Source organism: Bradyrhizobium sp. YR681 (assembly GCF_000282615.1).
Lineage (GTDB): Bacteria > Pseudomonadota > Alphaproteobacteria > Rhizobiales > Xanthobacteraceae > Bradyrhizobium.
Map to the genome: position 1 here is coordinate 1 of NZ_AKIY01000208.1, position 17,990 is coordinate 17,990.

At 64.9% G+C, this 17,990-nt stretch carries 15 protein-coding genes; 7 read left to right on the plus strand and 8 right to left on the minus strand.

Annotated elements, in window-relative coordinates; translation table 11 throughout:
• Positions 1-63: 63 nt before the first annotated feature.
• Positions 64-2,145: an AsmA family protein gene (locus PMI42_RS20630; RefSeq protein WP_008137634.1), complete on the minus strand. Its 2,082-nt coding sequence runs from the start codon at positions 2,143-2,145 to the stop codon at positions 64-66.
• Positions 2,146-2,380: 235 nt separating this feature from the next.
• Between PMI42_RS20630 and PMI42_RS20635 the strand changes: the two genes are divergently transcribed.
• On the plus strand, positions 2,381-3,055 hold the full coding sequence (locus tag PMI42_RS20635) for a Crp/Fnr family transcriptional regulator (protein ID WP_008137636.1): 675 nt from the start codon (positions 2,381-2,383) through the stop codon (positions 3,053-3,055).
• A 5-nt stretch (positions 3,056-3,060) separates the two neighbouring features.
• Here PMI42_RS20635 and PMI42_RS20640 read toward each other — a convergent pair whose 3' ends face one another.
• The 6 genes from PMI42_RS20640 to PMI42_RS20665 form a co-directional block, all read right to left on the minus strand.
• A complete protein-coding gene (locus PMI42_RS20640) occupies positions 3,061-3,426 on the minus strand; it encodes a DUF5615 family PIN-like protein (protein ID WP_035966212.1) in 366 nt (121 codons plus the stop codon).
• Positions 3,423-3,662: a DUF433 domain-containing protein gene (locus tag PMI42_RS20645; RefSeq protein WP_008137637.1), complete on the minus strand. Its 240-nt coding sequence runs from the start codon at positions 3,660-3,662 to the stop codon at positions 3,423-3,425. Before PMI42_RS20645 ends, PMI42_RS20640 begins: the two co-directional genes overlap by 4 nt.
• A 63-nt stretch (positions 3,663-3,725) precedes the next feature.
• A complete protein-coding gene (locus PMI42_RS20650) occupies positions 3,726-6,875 on the minus strand; it encodes an efflux RND transporter permease subunit (RefSeq protein WP_008137638.1) in 3,150 nt (1,049 codons plus the stop codon).
• On the minus strand, positions 6,875-7,804 hold the full coding sequence (locus PMI42_RS20655; RefSeq protein ID WP_008137639.1) for an efflux RND transporter periplasmic adaptor subunit: 930 nt from the start codon (positions 7,802-7,804) through the stop codon (positions 6,875-6,877). Before PMI42_RS20655 ends, PMI42_RS20650 begins: the two co-directional genes overlap by 1 nt.
• 159 nt (positions 7,805-7,963) lie before the next feature.
• A complete protein-coding gene (locus tag PMI42_RS20660) occupies positions 7,964-8,635 on the minus strand; it encodes an OmpA family protein (RefSeq protein ID WP_008137640.1) in 672 nt (223 codons plus the stop codon).
• A gap of 147 nt (positions 8,636-8,782) precedes the next feature.
• On the minus strand, positions 8,783-10,294 hold the full coding sequence (locus PMI42_RS20665; protein WP_008137641.1) for a caspase family protein: 1,512 nt from the start codon (positions 10,292-10,294) through the stop codon (positions 8,783-8,785).
• A gap of 387 nt (positions 10,295-10,681) precedes the next feature.
• Here PMI42_RS20665 and PMI42_RS20670 point away from each other — a divergent pair, with 387 nt between their 5' ends.
• On the plus strand, positions 10,682-11,488 hold the full coding sequence (locus PMI42_RS20670) for an N-acyl homoserine lactonase family protein (protein ID WP_008137643.1): 807 nt from the start codon (positions 10,682-10,684) through the stop codon (positions 11,486-11,488).
• A 192-nt stretch (positions 11,489-11,680) separates the two neighbouring features.
• On the opposite strand, the gene PMI42_RS20675 is transcribed toward PMI42_RS20670, so the two are convergent.
• Entirely contained in the window at positions 11,681-12,223 is a 543-nt protein-coding gene (locus PMI42_RS20675) for a MarR family winged helix-turn-helix transcriptional regulator (protein WP_008137644.1), read from the minus strand.
• A gap of 110 nt (positions 12,224-12,333) precedes the next feature.
• On the opposite strand from PMI42_RS20675, the gene PMI42_RS20680 reads away from it, so the two are divergent.
• From PMI42_RS20680 to fahA, 5 genes are all read left to right on the plus strand, one after another.
• Positions 12,334-13,953, plus strand: coding sequence for an FAD-dependent oxidoreductase (locus PMI42_RS20680; protein WP_008137645.1), 1,620 nt, complete (start codon positions 12,334-12,336; stop codon positions 13,951-13,953).
• A gap of 8 nt (positions 13,954-13,961) precedes the next feature.
• On the plus strand, positions 13,962-14,186 hold the full coding sequence (locus PMI42_RS20685) for a DUF2783 domain-containing protein (RefSeq protein WP_008137646.1): 225 nt from the start codon (positions 13,962-13,964) through the stop codon (positions 14,184-14,186).
• A gap of 18 nt (positions 14,187-14,204) precedes the next feature.
• Complete coding sequence (locus PMI42_RS20690; protein WP_008137647.1) at positions 14,205-15,161, plus strand: MBL fold metallo-hydrolase; 957 nt, start codon at positions 14,205-14,207, stop codon at positions 15,159-15,161.
• A 2-nt stretch (positions 15,162-15,163) separates the two neighbouring features.
• Positions 15,164-16,510: a homogentisate 1,2-dioxygenase gene (gene hmgA / locus PMI42_RS20695; protein WP_008137648.1), complete on the plus strand. Its 1,347-nt coding sequence runs from the start codon at positions 15,164-15,166 to the stop codon at positions 16,508-16,510.
• A 177-nt stretch (positions 16,511-16,687) separates the two neighbouring features.
• Positions 16,688-17,962: a fumarylacetoacetase gene (gene fahA, locus PMI42_RS20700; protein ID WP_008137649.1), complete on the plus strand. Its 1,275-nt coding sequence runs from the start codon at positions 16,688-16,690 to the stop codon at positions 17,960-17,962.
• The last annotated feature ends 28 nt before the right edge of the window (positions 17,963-17,990 follow it).

Consider the following 17,990-nt stretch of genomic DNA (forward strand, 5'->3'; position numbering starts at 1 on the left):
AGGCGGGGGGAGGCGGAGCCGATGTAAAGGATGGGGGTGGAGTCCAGAGCGTTGGTCCGCCCATCATCGATTGAAGAGTTGCCGCAGCACGTCGTTCATCGGCTGGCTGTCCTGCTGCGCCATCGGCGGGTTGTCCTGCGTTTGGGCCGGAGGCTCGGGCGAGGCCTGCGGTGCCGGCGTGGACGGCGCCGCCGGCAGGCTGCGGCTGCGGCCGGTGCCTGTAGCTGCGCCCGTGCCGGTTGCCGCACCGCTGGAAAGCCCCTGCTGGATCAGATTGCCGATCGCCTCGCCCAGCTGGCCGCCGAGCAGATTGTTCTGCCCCGGCTGCTGGGTTTGCGGATTGGCATTGCCGGCTGCATTTCCGCCGCCCGGCGCGGTCGCGCCACCGAGCCCGAGGTTACCAAGGCTGCCCAAAATATTGCCGAGCCCGGCGCCGTCGGGGCCGAACAGGCCTTTGCCCATCTCGCGCAGTTTGGCATAGGCGGCGTCGGGATTGTCGAGCATGCCGGCCATGTCGGGGTAGATCCGCGGCTGCGACCAGCTGCCCGTGATCATCACGGGAATGCCGAAGCCGACCGGCTCGGAGGCGCGGCCCTGGCCTTCGGTCGTCATCACCAGCTTCGGCTCGACGCGAAAGCCCATCATCTTGGTGTCGAGCGCGATGGTGCCGGCGCCGGTCACGCGCACCAGCGGACCGATCAGATTGAGATCGGTCGTCACGGCCTGCCCCTTGTCGATGCGGAAGGACGCCGCGAGCTGCGACAGATCCGTGCTCTGGGCCTCACTGGAATTCTGGTTTTCTTGCCAGCCGGACAGCGTGCCCGACGTCAGCGAGCGGATCATCTGCGCGATATTGATGCCGCGAATGGCGCCGTCCTGGAAATTGACGAAGGCGGTGCCCTGCATGTTCGCCATCAGGGCGCGCTGGCTGGTGCCGGCGCTGCGCAGCGCGAGCTTGGCCTGCAGCTTGCCGTCGATGCGGTCGAATTCGGCGAGGCCCTGGAGCAGCGGCAGCGCGCGCACGCCGACGAGGTCGGAATGCATGGCAAAGCTCGGCGCGCCGGTGGTCGCATCGAGGATCACTTCGCCGGAGACCTGGCCGCCATAGGCGCCGAGATTGGCGGTGCCGGCCTTCAGCACGCCGCCGGCAAGCTTTGCATCGAGCGCGAGCGGCGCCAGTCGTGCATCACCGATCACGGCCTCGTTGGCGGAGATCCTGATTTGCGCATCGACATAATTGAGTCCGGACACGTCGATCGGCGCATTGCTCCAGGGCTGTCCCGACGTGCCTTGCGGCGATTTAGCCAGGGGGATCGCGAGCCGCTGGAAGTCGAGATCGACCTTGACCAGCGGCTTGCTGGCGATGTCGACCGAAGCCCAGCCGTTGAACGCGCCGTCGCCGAGGGTGCCGTTCACGCCGTTGATCATCACGAGATCGCCGCTCAGCCGCATCTCGGCGCGACCTGCGAGCTGGGACTTCAGCACATCGGGCATGTCGATGGCGAAGTCCACCGGAATGGTCGGCCGGTCGGCGGGCGGCGCCGGCGTGGTGGCCTTGATGTCGAATTTGGTCGGGTGATCGCCGACACGCGCGGTCCCGGTGATGCTGACCTTGCGGTCGCGGCCGACGGTTGCGTCGGCGTTGATGGCGCTGATGCGGCCCTCGATGCGATCACGCAGGCGCGAGAAGGCAACCTCGCCGTCGGTGACCTTGACGCGGTCGATGGTCGCCCCCTTCGTATCGAGTGCGGGCGGCTTCGACGAGGTGCCCGCATTCGGCAGGCGCTCGCGCAGCAGCGGCTGGTAGAGCACGGGATGGGTGACGATCAGCTCGTTGATCTTCGGGCTGCCCGACCAGACGCTGGCAAGCGACATGTCGGCCTGCACGCTGTCGACCGTGAGGCGGGTGATGCCGCTGCGGTCCTTGGGGTCCTGCAGCGTGAGATCGTTCAAGGTGACGTTCAGCGTCGGCCACAGGCTGATCTTCGTGGTGCCGTCGATCGACAGGCGATAGCCGGTCGCGCTCTCGACCCGCGAGGCAATCGTCGAGGACAGGAAGCCCGAGGGGATCCCGACCACGAGGAGAAGCGCGATCACGACGATGACAGCGGCGACCGCGGCGCCGGCGAACTTCACTGCTCTCATATCGACTTTCCAACGACGGACGTACGGCGCCGAACCCGGCCGCTCACCCGCCTGTTACGCGTGAGTTTATCCCGGGACGGCAAGCCGCTCCAGCCGGTCAAAAATAGTCAGGGGGTGCTGCAAAGTTATGTGACTTATGACACACTTCTCCGGCGCGGTTTTACGCGATCCTGACGTTGATGGTTCCAAACGATTTGCCGGCGAAATTGACAAGAAAGTTCACAAGGAAGTTGAAATGAGCAAACAGGCCGAATTTGCGGTCATCCTGAAGATGAACCCGATGTTCGCCGATCTCGGCGCGGACGAGCTCCAGCGGCTGTCCAATCTCTGCCACACCCAGCATCTGGGCAATGGCGAGGTGCTGTTCCAGAAGGGCGATGCCGGGGACGCGCTGTTCGGCGTGCGCCGCGGCCAGGTCCGCATCGAGACCGGCGCTTCCGACGGCAGCCGGCTGACACTGAATTTCATGGGCGCGGGCGACCTGTTCGGCGAGGTTGCGGTGCTGGACGGCCAGAGCCGGACCGCGGATGCGACCGCGGGGGAGGCCAGCGAATTGTTCGTGCTGCGGCGCGAAGACTTTCTCGCCTTCCTCGAACGCGAGCCGAAGGTCGCGATCAAGATCATCGCGCTCCTGTGCCAGCGCATCCGCTGGCAGAGCGAGCGCATGGAAGAGTCCATGCTGCAACCGCTGCCGGTTCGCCTCGCGCGACGGCTCTGTGCGCTTGCCGCGGATTTCGGCTCCGAGGTGCACATCTCGCAGGAGCAGCTCGGCGTCTTCGTCGGCGCCGCCCGCGAGAGCGTCAACCGCCAGCTTCAGGCCTGGCGCAAGGAGGCGATCCTGGATCTCCAGCGCGGCCGCATCCTGCTACGGAACATGACGAAACTGACGGCGATCGCGCGGAACGAGTAAAGAAGCTAGTTGATCGGGAGCCTGCGCCGGCGGACGCGATCCCGGTCAATGGTGATGATGCTCTGATGAATCTCGTCCTCGGTCAGGGCGGCTAAGACCTCTGCCAGTCGCGCTCGGACGCTTGCCTCTGTCCAGTCGCCGCCTCGGAAGAGAATGAGACTTGGGCTATCGCTGCGCGCGGCTGCAATGAGACGAGGATAGTCGAGGTCTGCCGTGACGACCGTGCGCGCCTCCTGCCTGGCGCGATTGATTATTTCAACATCGCTCGCAGCATGAAGTCCGATCACGGAAGCATGGACGGCATCATGTCCCATCTCTGTCAGCCAGCGCGACAATGCCGGCGAGAGAGGCATGTCGACGAGGAATTTCACTTCGCCGGGACTATGGGGTGCAGCTCAACGGTTTCATCCTCAGCAAGGAAGGCCGCGTAGCGCAACGCTTCGTCGATGTCTTCACGTTCGAGATACGGATAGTCGCTTAAAACGGATTCACGAGTCTCGCCGGCCGCCAGCAGGCCGAGCAGCCGCGCAACCGGAAAACGCAGCCCGCGAATACAGGGCTTTCCGGTGCAGACCGCAGGGTCGATCGTGATGCGCGTGAACGTCATCGACGTAACATAACGCCTGCGCACGGCTTTCGCCAGTGCACACCCGGGGGGCTTTGCCGGACGCTACTCCGCCGCCGGGTGCACGATGCCCTTCGGCGTTCGCAGGGCGTCCGTAGACGAAGCTCCGTGATGACCATCTGCCTCCGCGTCCTCGCTGTGCACGACCAGCCGCTTGCCGAAGCGCCAGATCAGGGCGCCGAGATCGTCCATCACCATGAACATCGCGGGCACGAACACCAGCGACAGGATGGTCGAGAAGATCAGGCCGCCGATCACCGCGAGCGCCATCGGCGAGCGGAACTCGCCGCCGGCGCCGACTGCGAGGGCGCTCGGCATCATGCCGGCGGCCATCGCGATCGTGGTCATCACGATCGGGCGGGCGCGCTTCATGCCGGCGTCTATCATGGCCTCGTCGCGCGGCTTGCCGGCGTGGATCGCTTCGATGGCGAACTCCACCAGCATGATCGCGTTCTTGGTGACGATGCCCATCAGCATCAGGATGCCGATCCAGACCGGCGTGGTGAGCTGCTTGCCGGTGATGAGCAGGGCCGCGATGGCACCGCCGATCGAGAGCGGCAGCGAGAACAGGATGGTGATCGGCTGGAGGAAGGTGCCGAACAGCAGCACCAGCACCGCGTAGACCATCATTAGGCCCGCCGTGATCGCGGTCGCAAAACCACCCGACAACTCGGCCAGGCTTTCGGCGTCACCTGAGGGATTGACCTTCACGCCGGGGGGCAGACCCTTCTTCACCGGCAGATCGTCGATCATCTTGGTGGCATCGCCGAGCGCGGCCGAGCCGACGAGGTCAGCGGCGACGGTTGCCTGTCGCTCGCGGTCGTAGCGGTTGATGCTGGTCGGACCCTGGTCGAGCTTGACGTCGGCAATGACGGAGAGCGGCACGCCGCCCTTCTCGCCGTGCTCGCCGAGCGGCACGCGCAACTGTTCGAGCGTCTTGAGATTGCCGCGCGCGGCATCCTCGAGCTGCACGCGGATCGGCACCAGGCGGTTGCCGACGTCGAACTTGGCGAGCGCGGGGCCGACGTCGCCGATGGTCGCGACGCGGATGGTCTGTGACAGGCTTTCGGTCGAGACGCCGAGCCGGGCGGCGAGATCGGCGCGCGGCTCGACGCGCAGCTCCGGGCGTTCCAGCGAGGTTTCCGATATCACATTGGAGATCGTCGGAATTCGCTTCATCTGCGTCGCAAGTTCGCTCGCGACATTGTTGACGATGTTGGCATCGGCGCCGGTCACCACGAGTGCGATCGCGCGCAGCCCGTTTTCGTCGAGGAACCAGAAGCGGATGTCGGGAACGTTCTCCATCTCCTTGCTGATCGAGAATTCCAGCTCGCGCTGGGTGATGTCACGCTCGGCCTTGGGGACGTAATTGATGATCAGGGAGGCCCGCCGGACCTCCTGGGTACCCGGCGGGACGCGCCCGCCGTCGACGAAGATGCTCTTCACCTCGGACCGCTTGCGCAGGCGCGCGACGATGTCCTCGGTGACCTTTTCGGTGTAGGCGAGCTGGGTGCCCGGCGGCAGCTCGAGGGCAAGCAGCGAACGCGCGCTGTCCTGCGCCGGCAGGAAGCCCTGCGGCAGCAGCGTGATGCTCCAGATCGAGGCGGCGAAGACGCCGAAGCCGACCAGCACCGTGATGAAGTAGTGCTTCACCGACCACGCCACGATCCGGTGATAGGACCGCAGCACGCGCCCAGGCGGCGGCTCCTCGTGATTGCCGTGCTTGAGGAAGTAGGCCGCCAGCACCGGCGTGACGAAGCGGGCCGCGAGCAGCGAGAAGAACACCTGCACCGACACGGTGATGCCGAACTGCTTGAAGAACTGTCCGGCGATGCCGGACATGAAGCTCGCGGGCGCGAAGATCGCGATGATGGTCAGCGAGATCGCGATGACAGCGAGGCCGATCTCGTCTGCGGCCTCGAGTGCGGCACGGTAGGGCGATTTGCCCATGTTCATGTGCCGGACGATGTTTTCGATCTCGACGATGGCGTCGTCGACGAGGATACCTGTCGACAGCGTGATGGCGAGGAAGCTGACGAGGTTGAGCGAGAAGCCGAGGATGTCCATCGCCCAGAAGGCCGGGAAGATCGACAGCGGCAGCGAGATCGCGGCGATGATGGTCGCGCGCAGATCGCGCAGGAACAGCAGCACGATGACGACGGCGAGGATGGCGCCTTCGAACAGGGTCGAGATCGCCGCCTCGTAATTGCCCTTGGTGTATTCGACCGAGGTGTCGATGAGCTTGAGGTCGACGTCGGGATAGGCGGCCTTGAGCGCGTCGATCCGCTTCTGCACGGCGGCGGCGACCACGACGTCGCTGGCGCCCTTGGATCGCTTGATGCCGAGCGCGACGATCGGCTCGCCGTTGAAGCGGGCGAAGGTGCGGCGGTCGGCGATGGTGTCGGTGACGGTACCGAGATCGTCGAGCCGGACCTCGCCGCCGCCGAACAGCGGGATCATGGTGCCGGCGAGGTCGCTCAGCGTCTTGGCGCCGGCCAGCGTACGGATCGCCTGATCGTTCTTGCCGATCTCGGCGCGGCCGCCGGCGACGTCGACATTGGTGCCGCGCAGGCTCTGGCTGACATTGACGGCGGTCAGCCCCATCGCCTGCAGCCGGTCGGGATCGAGCGAGACCAGAATCTCGCGCTCGACACCGCCGATGCGCTCGACCTGGGCGACGCCGCGCACGCCCTGCAGCGCGCGCTTGACCACGTCGTCGACGAAATAGGAGAGCTGTTCCGGCGTCTTGCCGGGCGAGATCGCGGCATAGGTGACGATCGGCAGGCCGATGACGTCGACACGCTGGATCAGGGGCTCGGTGACGTTCTGCGGCAGGTTGGAGCGCACGCGCGTCACCGCGTCCTTGACGTCGTTGAGCGCGCGGTCGGTGTTGGTCTCCAGCGCGAACTGGATGGTGGTCACGGACAGGCCGTCGGTGATCTGCGAGGTGATGTGCCTGACACCCTCGACGCCCGAGACGGCGTCTTCAACCGTCTTGGTGACCTGGGATTCGAGCTCTGCGGGCGCCGCGCCGAACTGCGACACCGCGACCGAGATCACGGGAATGTCGGCCGAGGGCAGCCGCGTGACCGCGAGCTTGGTGAAGGACACCCAGCCGAGGATCAGGAGGATGATCGAAAAGACGACCGACGGAAGCGGATTGCGGATCGACCATGCCGAGATATTGAGAGCCATCAGCGTACCCGCGTGCGATCGAGTTCATCGGCGAACATGGTCTTGATCTGGTCGCCGTCATGCAGTGAAGAGCCGGCGTCGGCCACGACGATTTCGCCGACGTCGAGGCCTTCCAGGATTTCCGTCGCGGTGTCGGAGGACAATCCGACCCGCACCTTGCGCGTCTCGATCGCGTTGCCTTTGACGACCTGCACGGTGAGATGGTCGATCGCGGTCTTGGGCACGGCGACGCCGCAGCTTCGCTTGGCGTCGATCGAGGCGCGGGCGAACACGCCGACCTTCAGCGAGGGATTGTTGGTGACGGCGATGCGGACGCGGCCGAGCTGGGTGGCGCGGTCGATTTCGGGCGCAACCAGCCGCACCCGGCCGATCAAATCGGGCGCGTCGTCGCGGCTGATGCGCACCGTGGCGCCGGCGCTCAGCTTCGGCATGTGCAGGGCCGGGACCTGAGCGTCGAGCTCGATCTCGTTGTTGACGGCGATGCGGAACATCGGACCGGCCTGCGGCGAGGCGGGTGCGCCGACGATGGTGCGAACCTCGGTGACGAGGCCCGGCGCGGGTGCCTTCAGCGAGACCGGGCCTTGCGGGCCGGGCCGCTGCGGCTGGCCCGGGATCTGCGGCGGTGCCGTCAGGCGCGCCAGCTCCTGGTTGTCGGTGACCATGGTGCCCTCTGTGACGAAGAGGTCGGTGACCCGGGAGCCTTCCTGGTCGGCGAGGACCACGGCCTCGCGGCGCGGCACGAAGAAGCCGGTGACCCGCACCAGGTCGGAGAAGCAGGCATTGGTCGATTTCGTCACGATGACGAGCGCCTCGCCCGGCGTTTCCTTCGCCTCGGGGCGATGCCGATGCTCGAACAGATAATAGCCGACGCCGAGCGCAACGACGAACACGATGGTTCCGGCCGGCTTGAGATATTCGGAGACGTTCATCGCCGGATTGTCCTGGCCTGGCTCACGGCCATCCGCACGAGGCCTGCTGAGAGTGTTTCCCTGAAATGAAGCGGCGTCCCGCAAGGTTGCGGGACGCGCGTTGGCAGCAAGACTTTACACCACATCACGACTTGTCACTTCGAAAGGATTGCGTCGTGCTTACTTCGATGCGGTGGTCTTGTTTTCCATGTTGACGACCTGCACGCGGCGATTGACCTCCGCCATCGGCTGGGCCGGGTCCTTCAGCTTGCTCTTGCCGTAGCCGACGGTGACGAGATCGGTCGCCGAGATGCTGTACTTCTCGACGAGGTAGCGCTTGATCGAATCGGCGCGGCGCTCCGACAGCTCCTGATTGTAGCCTTCGCCGCCGGCGGCGTCGGTGTGGCCGGCGACCACGAAGGTCGAGCCCTTCAGGTCGGAGCTGGTCAGCGCGCGGCCGAGCGCCTGCACCGAGGGCAGCGACTTGGCACTGATATTGGCCGAGTTGTAGTCGAAGGTGATTTCGAGATCGATGTTCGGCTTGTCCTTGGCGACTGAAGCGATTTCCTCGCGCTCGGTCGACGACAGCGAACGCGTCGAGCGGCCGCGCACGGACTGGATCAGCTTGGTCTCAGCCGCGCTCGGCGCGAGATCGGCCTGCGGGGCGATCGAGAGGCCCCGGGTCAGGGGCTTCTTCGCTGGCGGTGCCAGCGCGCGGACAATCTCGTCCTCGGTGACGTTCTTGCTGTTGCCGTCGTCGCCGGCGAATGCGGGCGAGCCTGCCAGCGACAGGGCGACACCGATGGTGATGACGGACAGGATAGCGGTCAGTCCTTTTGCAGCCATTCTCATTGCCAATCCCTCCTGCGCAGCAAGCCTGCGTGGTTCCAAATTTCCTGCAAGTAGCGCCCCCGGAAAGGCCGCCTGCGGCATCCGTTCATTAGTCTTCGCTCGGCCGCCCGGGGTTCGAGGCGTCAGTGGTCTCAACTCAAAAAAATACTAGCGTACTCCGTAACTTGCGAATTCCTGAACGATGTTCGGGTCCATCGCCTTGGCATTGGCGATGTCGAGGGCGCCTTCCTGGGCCGAGCCGTTGCGCTGCTTGGCGATTCCCCGCCCGAAGAGCGAGGAGGTCAGGCGCGGGTTGATCCTCAAGGCCGCGTCGAAATCTGCGATGGCGTTCTTGACCGCACCCGATTTCAGATTGACGAGCCCCCGGCTGTCCAGCGCATCGACGAAGTTCGGCCGCAGCCGCAGCGCCTCGTTGCAATCCTTCAGCGCGCCCTGGAGATCGCCGACCACGGTGCGGGTCCAGCAGCGGTTGTTCAGCGCCTCGACGTCCTTCGAATTGATCCGCAGCGTGTCGTCGAAATCCTTGATGGCAAGGCTGTAGGCACCCTTGCTGGCATAGACCTGGCCGCGCCGGTACAGCGCGTTGACGTCATCCGGATTGGCCGCGATCTTGGCCGTCAGGCCCTTGATGGTGGGGTCCTCCGCCAGCACGGCCGCGTTCGGCCCGCTATCCGCGTTCGGCGCGGGAGCGGGATCGGCCGGTTTCACCGGCGGGGGCGCCGGGGGCAGCGCGGCCTCGACCTGCGGCTTCGGTGACGGGGCGGGCACAGGGGGAGGCGCGGGAGCCGCAACGGTGTCAGCGGGTTTCGCTGCCGGGGGCGGTGATGGCGGCGCGGGCGGCGCCGGCGGCTGGTTGCTGGCGACGGGCGGCGGTGGCGGGGGCGCCGTCGTCGGGCGCGACCCTGCGGCACCCGGAATGAACGAAAAGTCCTCGGCCAATGAAGAGGATATCCACGGCACCTGCTCGCCGCGCGAGGCGCGGGTGACGCCCATCTTGGTACGGTTCAGCGTCTCTTCGGCCATCAGGTCGGGGACGCGGATTTCCTTGAGGAGTTCCTGGACGAACAGGCTGTGCTCGCCGCCGGCGTCCGAGACCACCGAGGCCAGCGCCGCCGAATACATCACCAGCGTGCCGTTCGGCGCGATGATGGGGGTCAGGCCGGCCGAGAAGCTGCGGAACCGGCGCTCGAAGGGGTTGCGCCTGCTAGCGTCGATCAGCGCGATCTTGACGCCGGCGCCGCGGGTATTGAGCTCGCCGAGCACGGTTTCGAGGCTGACACCGTCGCGGCGCACGTCGGATTCGGTCCAGATCTGCGCATCGACCGGCAGCATGTAGCTCTGGCGCGCCGACTGGATGCCGAACCCGCTGAAAAACACCAGCGCCACCGAGCCCGGCTTGATCTTGCCGTAGAGCTTGTCGAAGGCGCGGCGCATGCCGTCGCCGGTCAGGTTCTCGCCGATCTCGACGGAAAAGCCGTCGCGCTTGAGCTCGTCGGCGACGTCGTGCGCATCGTTGATCGGTTCCTTCAGCGGGGCATCCGCATCCGGGTATTTGGCGTTGCCGATGACCAGCGCGAAACGGTCGCCTGCGGCCAGAGAGGGCGCGGCGGGCACGAGCGAAACGAGCAAGGGCAGAAGAAAAAGGAAGCGAATTTTCATAATGAGCGCGGTCCAGCCAAAAAGGCGCCGTTACCAGCTTGCGCCGCGGCGACCTTAACTTACGCAATGTGCATTATCAAACCGGGGAAGGGGGGCGTCAACCGCTTGGAGATTCGGTGTTATCGCGACGATTGACCGCAACGCATGGGCGTGCGGCGAGGGGAATAAACGGACTGTCACGGTTATACTCGACGCCATCTGGTTGGGCATTGCAGTCGCCATGTTGGGGCGATCATGTCTTAGGGCAGTTATGGCGACGATAGTGTGATTGGTCTCACATTGCAGGCTTGCTTTCCGTCGCAACGCGCGCCGTTTGACCTTTAGGGCGGACAATGGCTTGGTTCACCCGATCGTCCCGCAAGATCCAACCATAGAAAAAGCAAGACCATGGGAAACGCCTACGAAATCTACGCCCTGCGCTATGCGACGATGTCGCCGCGCACCCCCAGCATGAATTTTCTGGCGCCCGACCCGCATGACAGCGCGGCGCAGGACCTCGACTATTTCGTCTGGCTGATCCGAGGGCACGGCCGCGATATCCTGGTCGATACCGGTTTCAATGCCGAGGAGGCGAGCGCGCGGGCGCGCAAGCTGACGCTCAATCCGGTCGATGCGCTGGAGGGTTTTGGCGTCGTCGCATCGAGCATTCGCGATATCATCGTGACGCATCTGCATTACGACCACGCCGGCAATCTCGACCGTTTCCCGAACGCGCGCTTCCATCTCCAGGAGCGCGAGATGGCCTACGCGACCGGTCGCTGCATGTGCAGCGGCCTGCTGCGACATCCGTTCTCGGTCGAGCACGTCACGCAGATGGTGCGTCATGTCTACGGCGAGCGCGTCAATTTCTATTCGGGTGACGGCGAGATCGCGCCCGGAATCACCGTGCACCGTGTCGGCGGCCATTCCGACGGCTTGCAGGTGGTCAAGGTCGAGACCGCGCGCGGGCCGGTGGTGCTGGCATCCGACGCCGCGCACTATTACGCCAATCTCCAGCGCAGAAGCCCGTTCCCGATCGTCTACAATGTCGGCGACATGGCGCAGGGCTGGGAGACGATCGAACGTCTCGCGGGGCATCCCGACAGGTTCATTCCCGGCCACGATCCGATCGTGACGGAGATCTATCCGCGCGCCAGTGACAAGGTCGATGCCTGGGCGCTGCATCTGCCGCCGTCGCGGTCGTTTGCGAAGTGACGGCGTAGACAAAGCGAGCTCGATTCCATCACCGTCAGCCTGAGGTGGCCGCTTCTTCAGCGGCCCTCGAAGGGCGACGGCCCGGCTGCATCGGGGGGGCCGCTCATCCTTCGAGGCTCCCCGCACGATGCTTCGCATCGCGCGCCTCGCACCTCAGGATGACGGGGCTGGCACTACGCGCGGGCGACTCGATCAATACGCCTGCTTGGCGTCGGCCTCTGCGCTGGTCTGGATCAGATCGAGACTCTCTTCGATCTTGCCGAGCAGCGCCGAGAGCTGCTTGCGCTCCTGCGCGGAGAGGCAGGCGAGGATTTCGTCCTCCCGCCGCAGCAATTGCGGGAAAAGCTCTTCGTAGAGCGCGCGGCCCTTCTTCGTCAGTTGCAGGCGGAATTCGCGGCGGTCGGCTTCGTTCTCGACGCGCTCGATCAGGCCGTCTTGCAGCAGCGTGGTCACCGCGCGGCTGATGGTGGATTTGTGTGTGCGGGTGCATTGCGAGATGTACTGCGCGCTACAGGCATCATTGCGGAAGCCGAGCGTCGCGATCACGCGCCAGGCCGGAATATCAAGGCCGTGCCGCTCCTGATATTCGACCGCGAGCGCGGAACTCACTTCCGCTGCAAGCCGGTTGAGACGGAACGGCACGAACTTGAACAGATCGAGCCGCGCCTTGGGCCGGGCTGAAGCCTCATGGGTGTCGCGCGTCTTCAGCGCGATGTCGCTGGATGTCCTCGCCAAGGAGAGCGCTCCGAATTCCAGTTGACGGCCGGCCGGCTCCGGTCCAAAATAGTTGCACGTGAGACTATCTAGCAGATCAGTCCTCTCCTGACCAGAGCCGAGGTTAGTGTATGGCGGGCGCCGATACGCATCAGGCCAAAACCCAGTTCGGCTATCGCCGTCACCCCGACCAGGATCGTGCCGGGCACAGCCCGGCCGAGCATCCGGTCGTGGTCGTCGGCGCGGGCCCTGTCGGGCTGTCGCTGGCGATCGATCTGGCCCAGCGCGGCCAGCGCGTCGTCCTTCTGGATGATGCCGACCGCATCGGTGAAGGCTCGCGCGCGATCTGCTTCTCGAAGCGCTCGCTTGAATATTGGGACCGGCTCGGCGTCGGCGACCGCATGGTCGCGAAGGGCGTCGTGTGGAGCGTGGGCCGCATCTTTCACGGCGAGTCGCAACTCTACCAGTTCAACCTGCTGCCTGAGGACGGTCACAAGCGGCCAGCCTTCATCAATCTCCAGCAATATTACGCCGAGGCCTATCTGGTCGACCGCATCGGCGATCTGCCTGATATCGATCTTCGCTGGCGCAACAAGGTGACGGCGCTGGAGAGCCGCAACGACTCCGCCCTGCTGACGATCGAGACGCCGGAGGGCGCCTATCGCCTGCACGCGCAATATGTCGTCGCCTGCGACGGCGCGCGGTCGTCGCTGCGGCAGATGGTCGGCGCCGAGTTTGCCGGCCAGGTGTTCGAGGATCAGTTTTTGATCGCCGACGTCAAGATGACCGCGGAATTCCCGACCGAGCGCTGGTTCTGGTTCGATCCGCCGTTCCATGCCGGGCGCTCGGCGCTGCTGCACCGGCAGCCCGACGACGTCTGGCGCATCGACCTCCAGCTCAATCGTTACGCAGATCCCGTGATCGAGAAGAAACCGGAAAACGTGCGGCCGCGGATCGCGCGCATGCTCGGCCACGACAAGTTCGAGTTCGAGTGGATCTCGCTCTACAAATTCCAATGCCGGCGGATGGACCGTTTTCTCCATGGCCGCGTGATCTTTGCCGGCGATTCCGCGCATCAGGTCTCGCCGTTCGGCGCGCGCGGTGCCAATTCCGGTCTCGAAGACGCCGAAAACCTGTCCTGGAAGCTCGCCCGCGTGCTGCGGGGTTCATCGCCCGCGAGCCTGCTCGAAAGCTACCATGTCGAGCGCAGCCTCGCGGCCGACGAGAACATCCGCGAATCCACGCGCTCGACCGATTTCATGGCACCGAACTCGCACCAGGAAGCGCGGCTGCGCAAGGCGGTGCTGTCGCTGGCCAAGGAGACCGAGTTCGGCAAGCGCATGGTCAATGGCGGCCGGCTCTCGGTGCCGTGCAGCTACGACTCGCCGCTGTCCTCGCCTGATGCCGAGGCATGGCGCGGCGGACCGCCGCCCGGCTGTTCCATGCTCGATGCGCCAATCGCGGGTGAGAATACCTATTTGGCGGACGTATTCCGGAAAGACGGAACGGACTTCACCCTGCTGTCGTTCAGCAATGGCGCAGCGATCGATGCGCCCGACGGCGTCAAGAATATTCGCATCGGCGGTAGGAGCGGGCTTGACGATCCCTCAGGGCTCGTCGCCAGGCGCTATGACGCCGAGCCCGGGGCGGCCTATCTGCTCAGGCCCGATGGCTACGTTGCGGCGCGCTTTCGTCATCCGACGCGGGAGGCGATTGCGGCCGCGCTGTCGCGCGCCGCAGGCGTGAATTGAGGTCCGGCATGCCGCTCTCCACCAGCTCCAATTTCGCACGGCCTGACGATGCCTTTCGTGCCATCGTCGAGGCGCATCGCGGCCTCACGGATGAGCAAAGCGCGGATTTCGACGCGGCTCTGGTCCTGATCCTTGCCAACCATATCGGCGACATCGACGTGCTGCGGGAAGCGCTCGTGCTGGCGAAACGCCGCATGATCGACGGCCAGCAGCAACAACAGCAACAACAATAACCTCGTAAGGATGAATTGATGGCGAAGAACTTCGCATCCACCGGCGATCTCTCCGAAAAGACAATCACCTTCTCCGAGATCGGCACCGATCTCTACGCCTTCACTGCCGAGGGCGATCCGAACACCGCGATCATCGTCGGCGACGACGGCTGCCTCGTGTTCGACGCGCAGTCGACGCCCGCAATGGCGAACAAGGTCATCGAGCGCGTCCGTACCGTCACCGACAAGCCGATCAAATATGTCGTGCTGTCGCACTATCACGCCGTGCGCGTGCTGGGGGCCTCCGCCTACAAGGCGCAGGGCATCGTTGCCTCGCAGGAGACCTATCGTCTCATCGAGGAGCGCGGCCAGCAGGATTGGGATTCCGAATATGGCCGCTTCCCGCGCCTGTTCCAGGATGCGCAGAGCATCCCCGGGCTGACCTGGCCGACGCTGACCTTTGAAGGCGAGATGTCGATCTATCTCGGCAAGCGCGAGGTGCGGCTGATGCAGCTCGGGGCTGGCCATACTTCCGGCGACATCGTCGCCTGGGTGCCGGATGCGGAGGTCATGTTCTCCGGCGATCTCATCGAATATCACTCCGCCTGCTATTGCGGCGATGCGCATTTGCGTGAATGGCCGATGACGCTGAACGAAATCCGCAACTTCAATCCCAAGGCGATCGCGCCGGGCCGCGGCGATGCGCTGAAGGGCGCCGCCACGGTGCGCGAGGCCATCGCGATGACGCGCGATTTCGTCACCTCGCTCTATGGCGCGGCCGAAGTCTCCGTCGCCAAGGGGCGCAGCTTAAAGGAATCGATGGCGGCGACGCGCGAGGTGATGGATCCGAAATTCCACAGCTTTGCCATCTACGAGCACTGCCTGCCGTTCAACGTGTCGCGCGCCTATGACGAGGCGTCGGGGATCGACGACCCCTTGATCTGGACCGACAAGCGCGATCAGGAGATGTGGGCCGCTTTGCAAGGAGGAGGATAGTCATGAACATCAATACCTCGCCTGATCAGATCATCCGCAGTTCGGCGCAGGTGACGCCGGGCTACATGTCCGGCTTCGGCAACAGCTTCGAGACCGAGGCGCTGCCGGGCGCGCTGCCGATCGGGCGCAACTCGCCGCAGCGCTGCGCCTACGGCCTCTATGCCGAGCAGCTCTCCGGCTCGCCCTTCACGGCGCCGCGCGGGACCAACGAGCGCTCCTGGCTCTATCGCATCCGTCCGTCGGTGAAGCATTCCGGCCGCTTCGAGAAGGCCGACGACGGCCTGTGGCGTTCGGCGCCCTGCCATGAATACGACCTGCCGATCGCGCAGCTGCGCTGGGACCCGGCGCCGATCCCGAAGGATGACACGACCTTCCTCCAGGGCGTGCAGACCATGACGACGGCCGGAGACGTCAACACCCAGGCCGGCATGGCCGCGCATGTCTACCTCATCACCAGGTCGATGGTGGACCAGCACTTCTACAATGCCGATGGCGAGCTGATGTTCGTGCTCCAGCAGGGCAACTTACGTCTCGTCACCGAGTTCGGCCGCATCGACGCCGAGCCCGGCGAGATCGTGGTGATCCCGCGCGGCGTCAAATTCCGCGTCGAGATTCCGAATGGTCCGGCGCGCGGCTATCTCTGCGAAAACTATGGCGGCGCCTTCACGCTGCCGGAGCGCGGGCCGATCGGTGCCAACTGCCTCGCCAATGCGCGCGACTTCCTCACACCGGTCGCGCACTACGAGGACAAGGACACACCGTCCGAGCTCTACGTGAAATGGGGCGGATCGCTGTTCAAGACGAATTTGCCGCATTCGCCGATCGATGTGGTCGCCTGGCACGGCAATTACGCGCCCTACAAATACGATCTGCGCACCTTCTCTCCCGTCGGCGCGATCGGCTTCGACCATCCCGATCCCTCGATCTTCACGGTGCTGACCTCGCCGTCGGAGACGGCGGGCACGGCGAATATCGATTTCGTCATCTTTCCCGAGCGCTGGATGGTGGCCGACAACACCTTCCGTCCGCCCTGGTATCACATGAACATCATGAGCGAGTTCATGGGCCTGATCTACGGCGTCTACGACGCCAAGCCCCAGGGCTTCGTTCCCGGCGGCATCTCGCTGCACAATTGCATGCTGCCGCACGGCCCCGATCGCGACGCCTTCGAGCACGCCAGCAATGGCGAATTGAAGCCGGTGAAGCTCACGGGCACCATGGCCTTCATGTTCGAGACCCGCTACCCGCAGCGCGTGACAGCGCATGCCGCGAATGCGTCGACGCTGCAGGACGATTACGCCGATTGCTGGAAGGGCCTGGAGAAGCGGTTCGATCCGAACCGGCCTTGACGTTCCTACCCTCTCCCCTTGCGGGAGAGGGTGGCTCGCCGCGAAGCGGCGAGACGGGTGAGGAGTCTCTCTCCGCGAGCGCCTCTCCTGCAACTGAACTCGCCGATAGAGACCCCTCATCCGGCGCTTCGCGCCACCTTCTCCCGCAAGGGGAGAAGGAAAAAGGACCGAGCTAAAGTGACAACCCACCCCAACGACCCCAGCCTCCGCTCCTTCATCGAAGTCGGTGCCGCCTCCGACTTCCCGATCCAGAACCTGCCCTATGGCGTGTTCTCGACCGCGGCGAACCCGACGCCGCGCGTGGGTGTTGCGATCGGCAATTATGTGCTCGATCTCTGGGAGCTTGAGCAGGACTCCCGGCTCGATGTCGGTCCGCTCGGCGTGTTCTCCGGACCCTCGCTCAATCCCTTCATGGCGCTGGGGCCGAAGGTCTGGGCGAAGACGCGGGCGCGGATCAGCGAACTGTTGCGTCACGATCATCCGGAGCTGCGCGACAACGAGGAGCTGCGCAAGGCGGCGCTGGTGCCGATGCAGGACGCAAAGTTGCATCTGCCGTTCGCCGTCTCGGGCTACACCGATTTCTATTCGTCCAGGGAGCACGCCACCAATGTCGGCGTGATGTTCCGCGGCAAGGACAACGCGCTGCAGCCGAACTGGCTGCATATGCCGATCGCCTATAACGGCCGCGCCTCCACCGTCGTGGTATCAGGCACCAGGGTGAAGCGGCCGCGCGGGCAGCTGAAGCCGCCGAATGTCGAGGTGCCGAGCTTCGCACCCTGCAAGCGGCTCGACTTCGAGCTGGAGATGGGCGTCGTGGTCGGCCAGTCCTCGCCGATGGGCGGCATGCTGAGCGAGAGCCAAGCCGAGGAGATGATCTTCGGCTTCGTGCTGCTCAACGACTGGAGCGCGCGCGATATCCAACAGTGGGAATATGTGCCGCTCGGCCCGTTCCTCGCAAAAGCCTTTGCAACTTCGATCAGCCCGTGGGTGGTGACGCGCGAGGCGCTGGAGCCGTTCCGCCTGAAAGGGCCGGAGCAGGAGCCGGTCCCGCTCGACTATATCAAGCAGGCCAGGCCGCAGAACTATGATCTCGAGCTCGACGTCTCCCTGCGCGCTGCCGGCGCCAACGCGCCCGCGAACATCAGTCGCACCAATTTCAAGTACATGTACTGGTCCTCGGTGCAGCAGCTGATGCACCACGCCTCCTCCGGCTGTGCCATGAATGTCGGCGATCTCCTTGGTAGCGGCACGATCTCCGGCCCGGAGAAGAACCAGCGCGGCAGCTTGCTCGAGATCAGCTGGAACGGCACCGAGCCGGTGGAATTGCCGGGCGGCGTGAAGCGTACGTTCCTCGAAGACGGCGACAGCCTCGTCATGCGCGGCTGGTGCCAGGGCAATGGCTATCGCGTCGGTTTCGGTGAGGTCGAGGGGACGATTTTGGCGGCGGAGTGAATTTCGCTATTGCCACAAACTCCGTCAT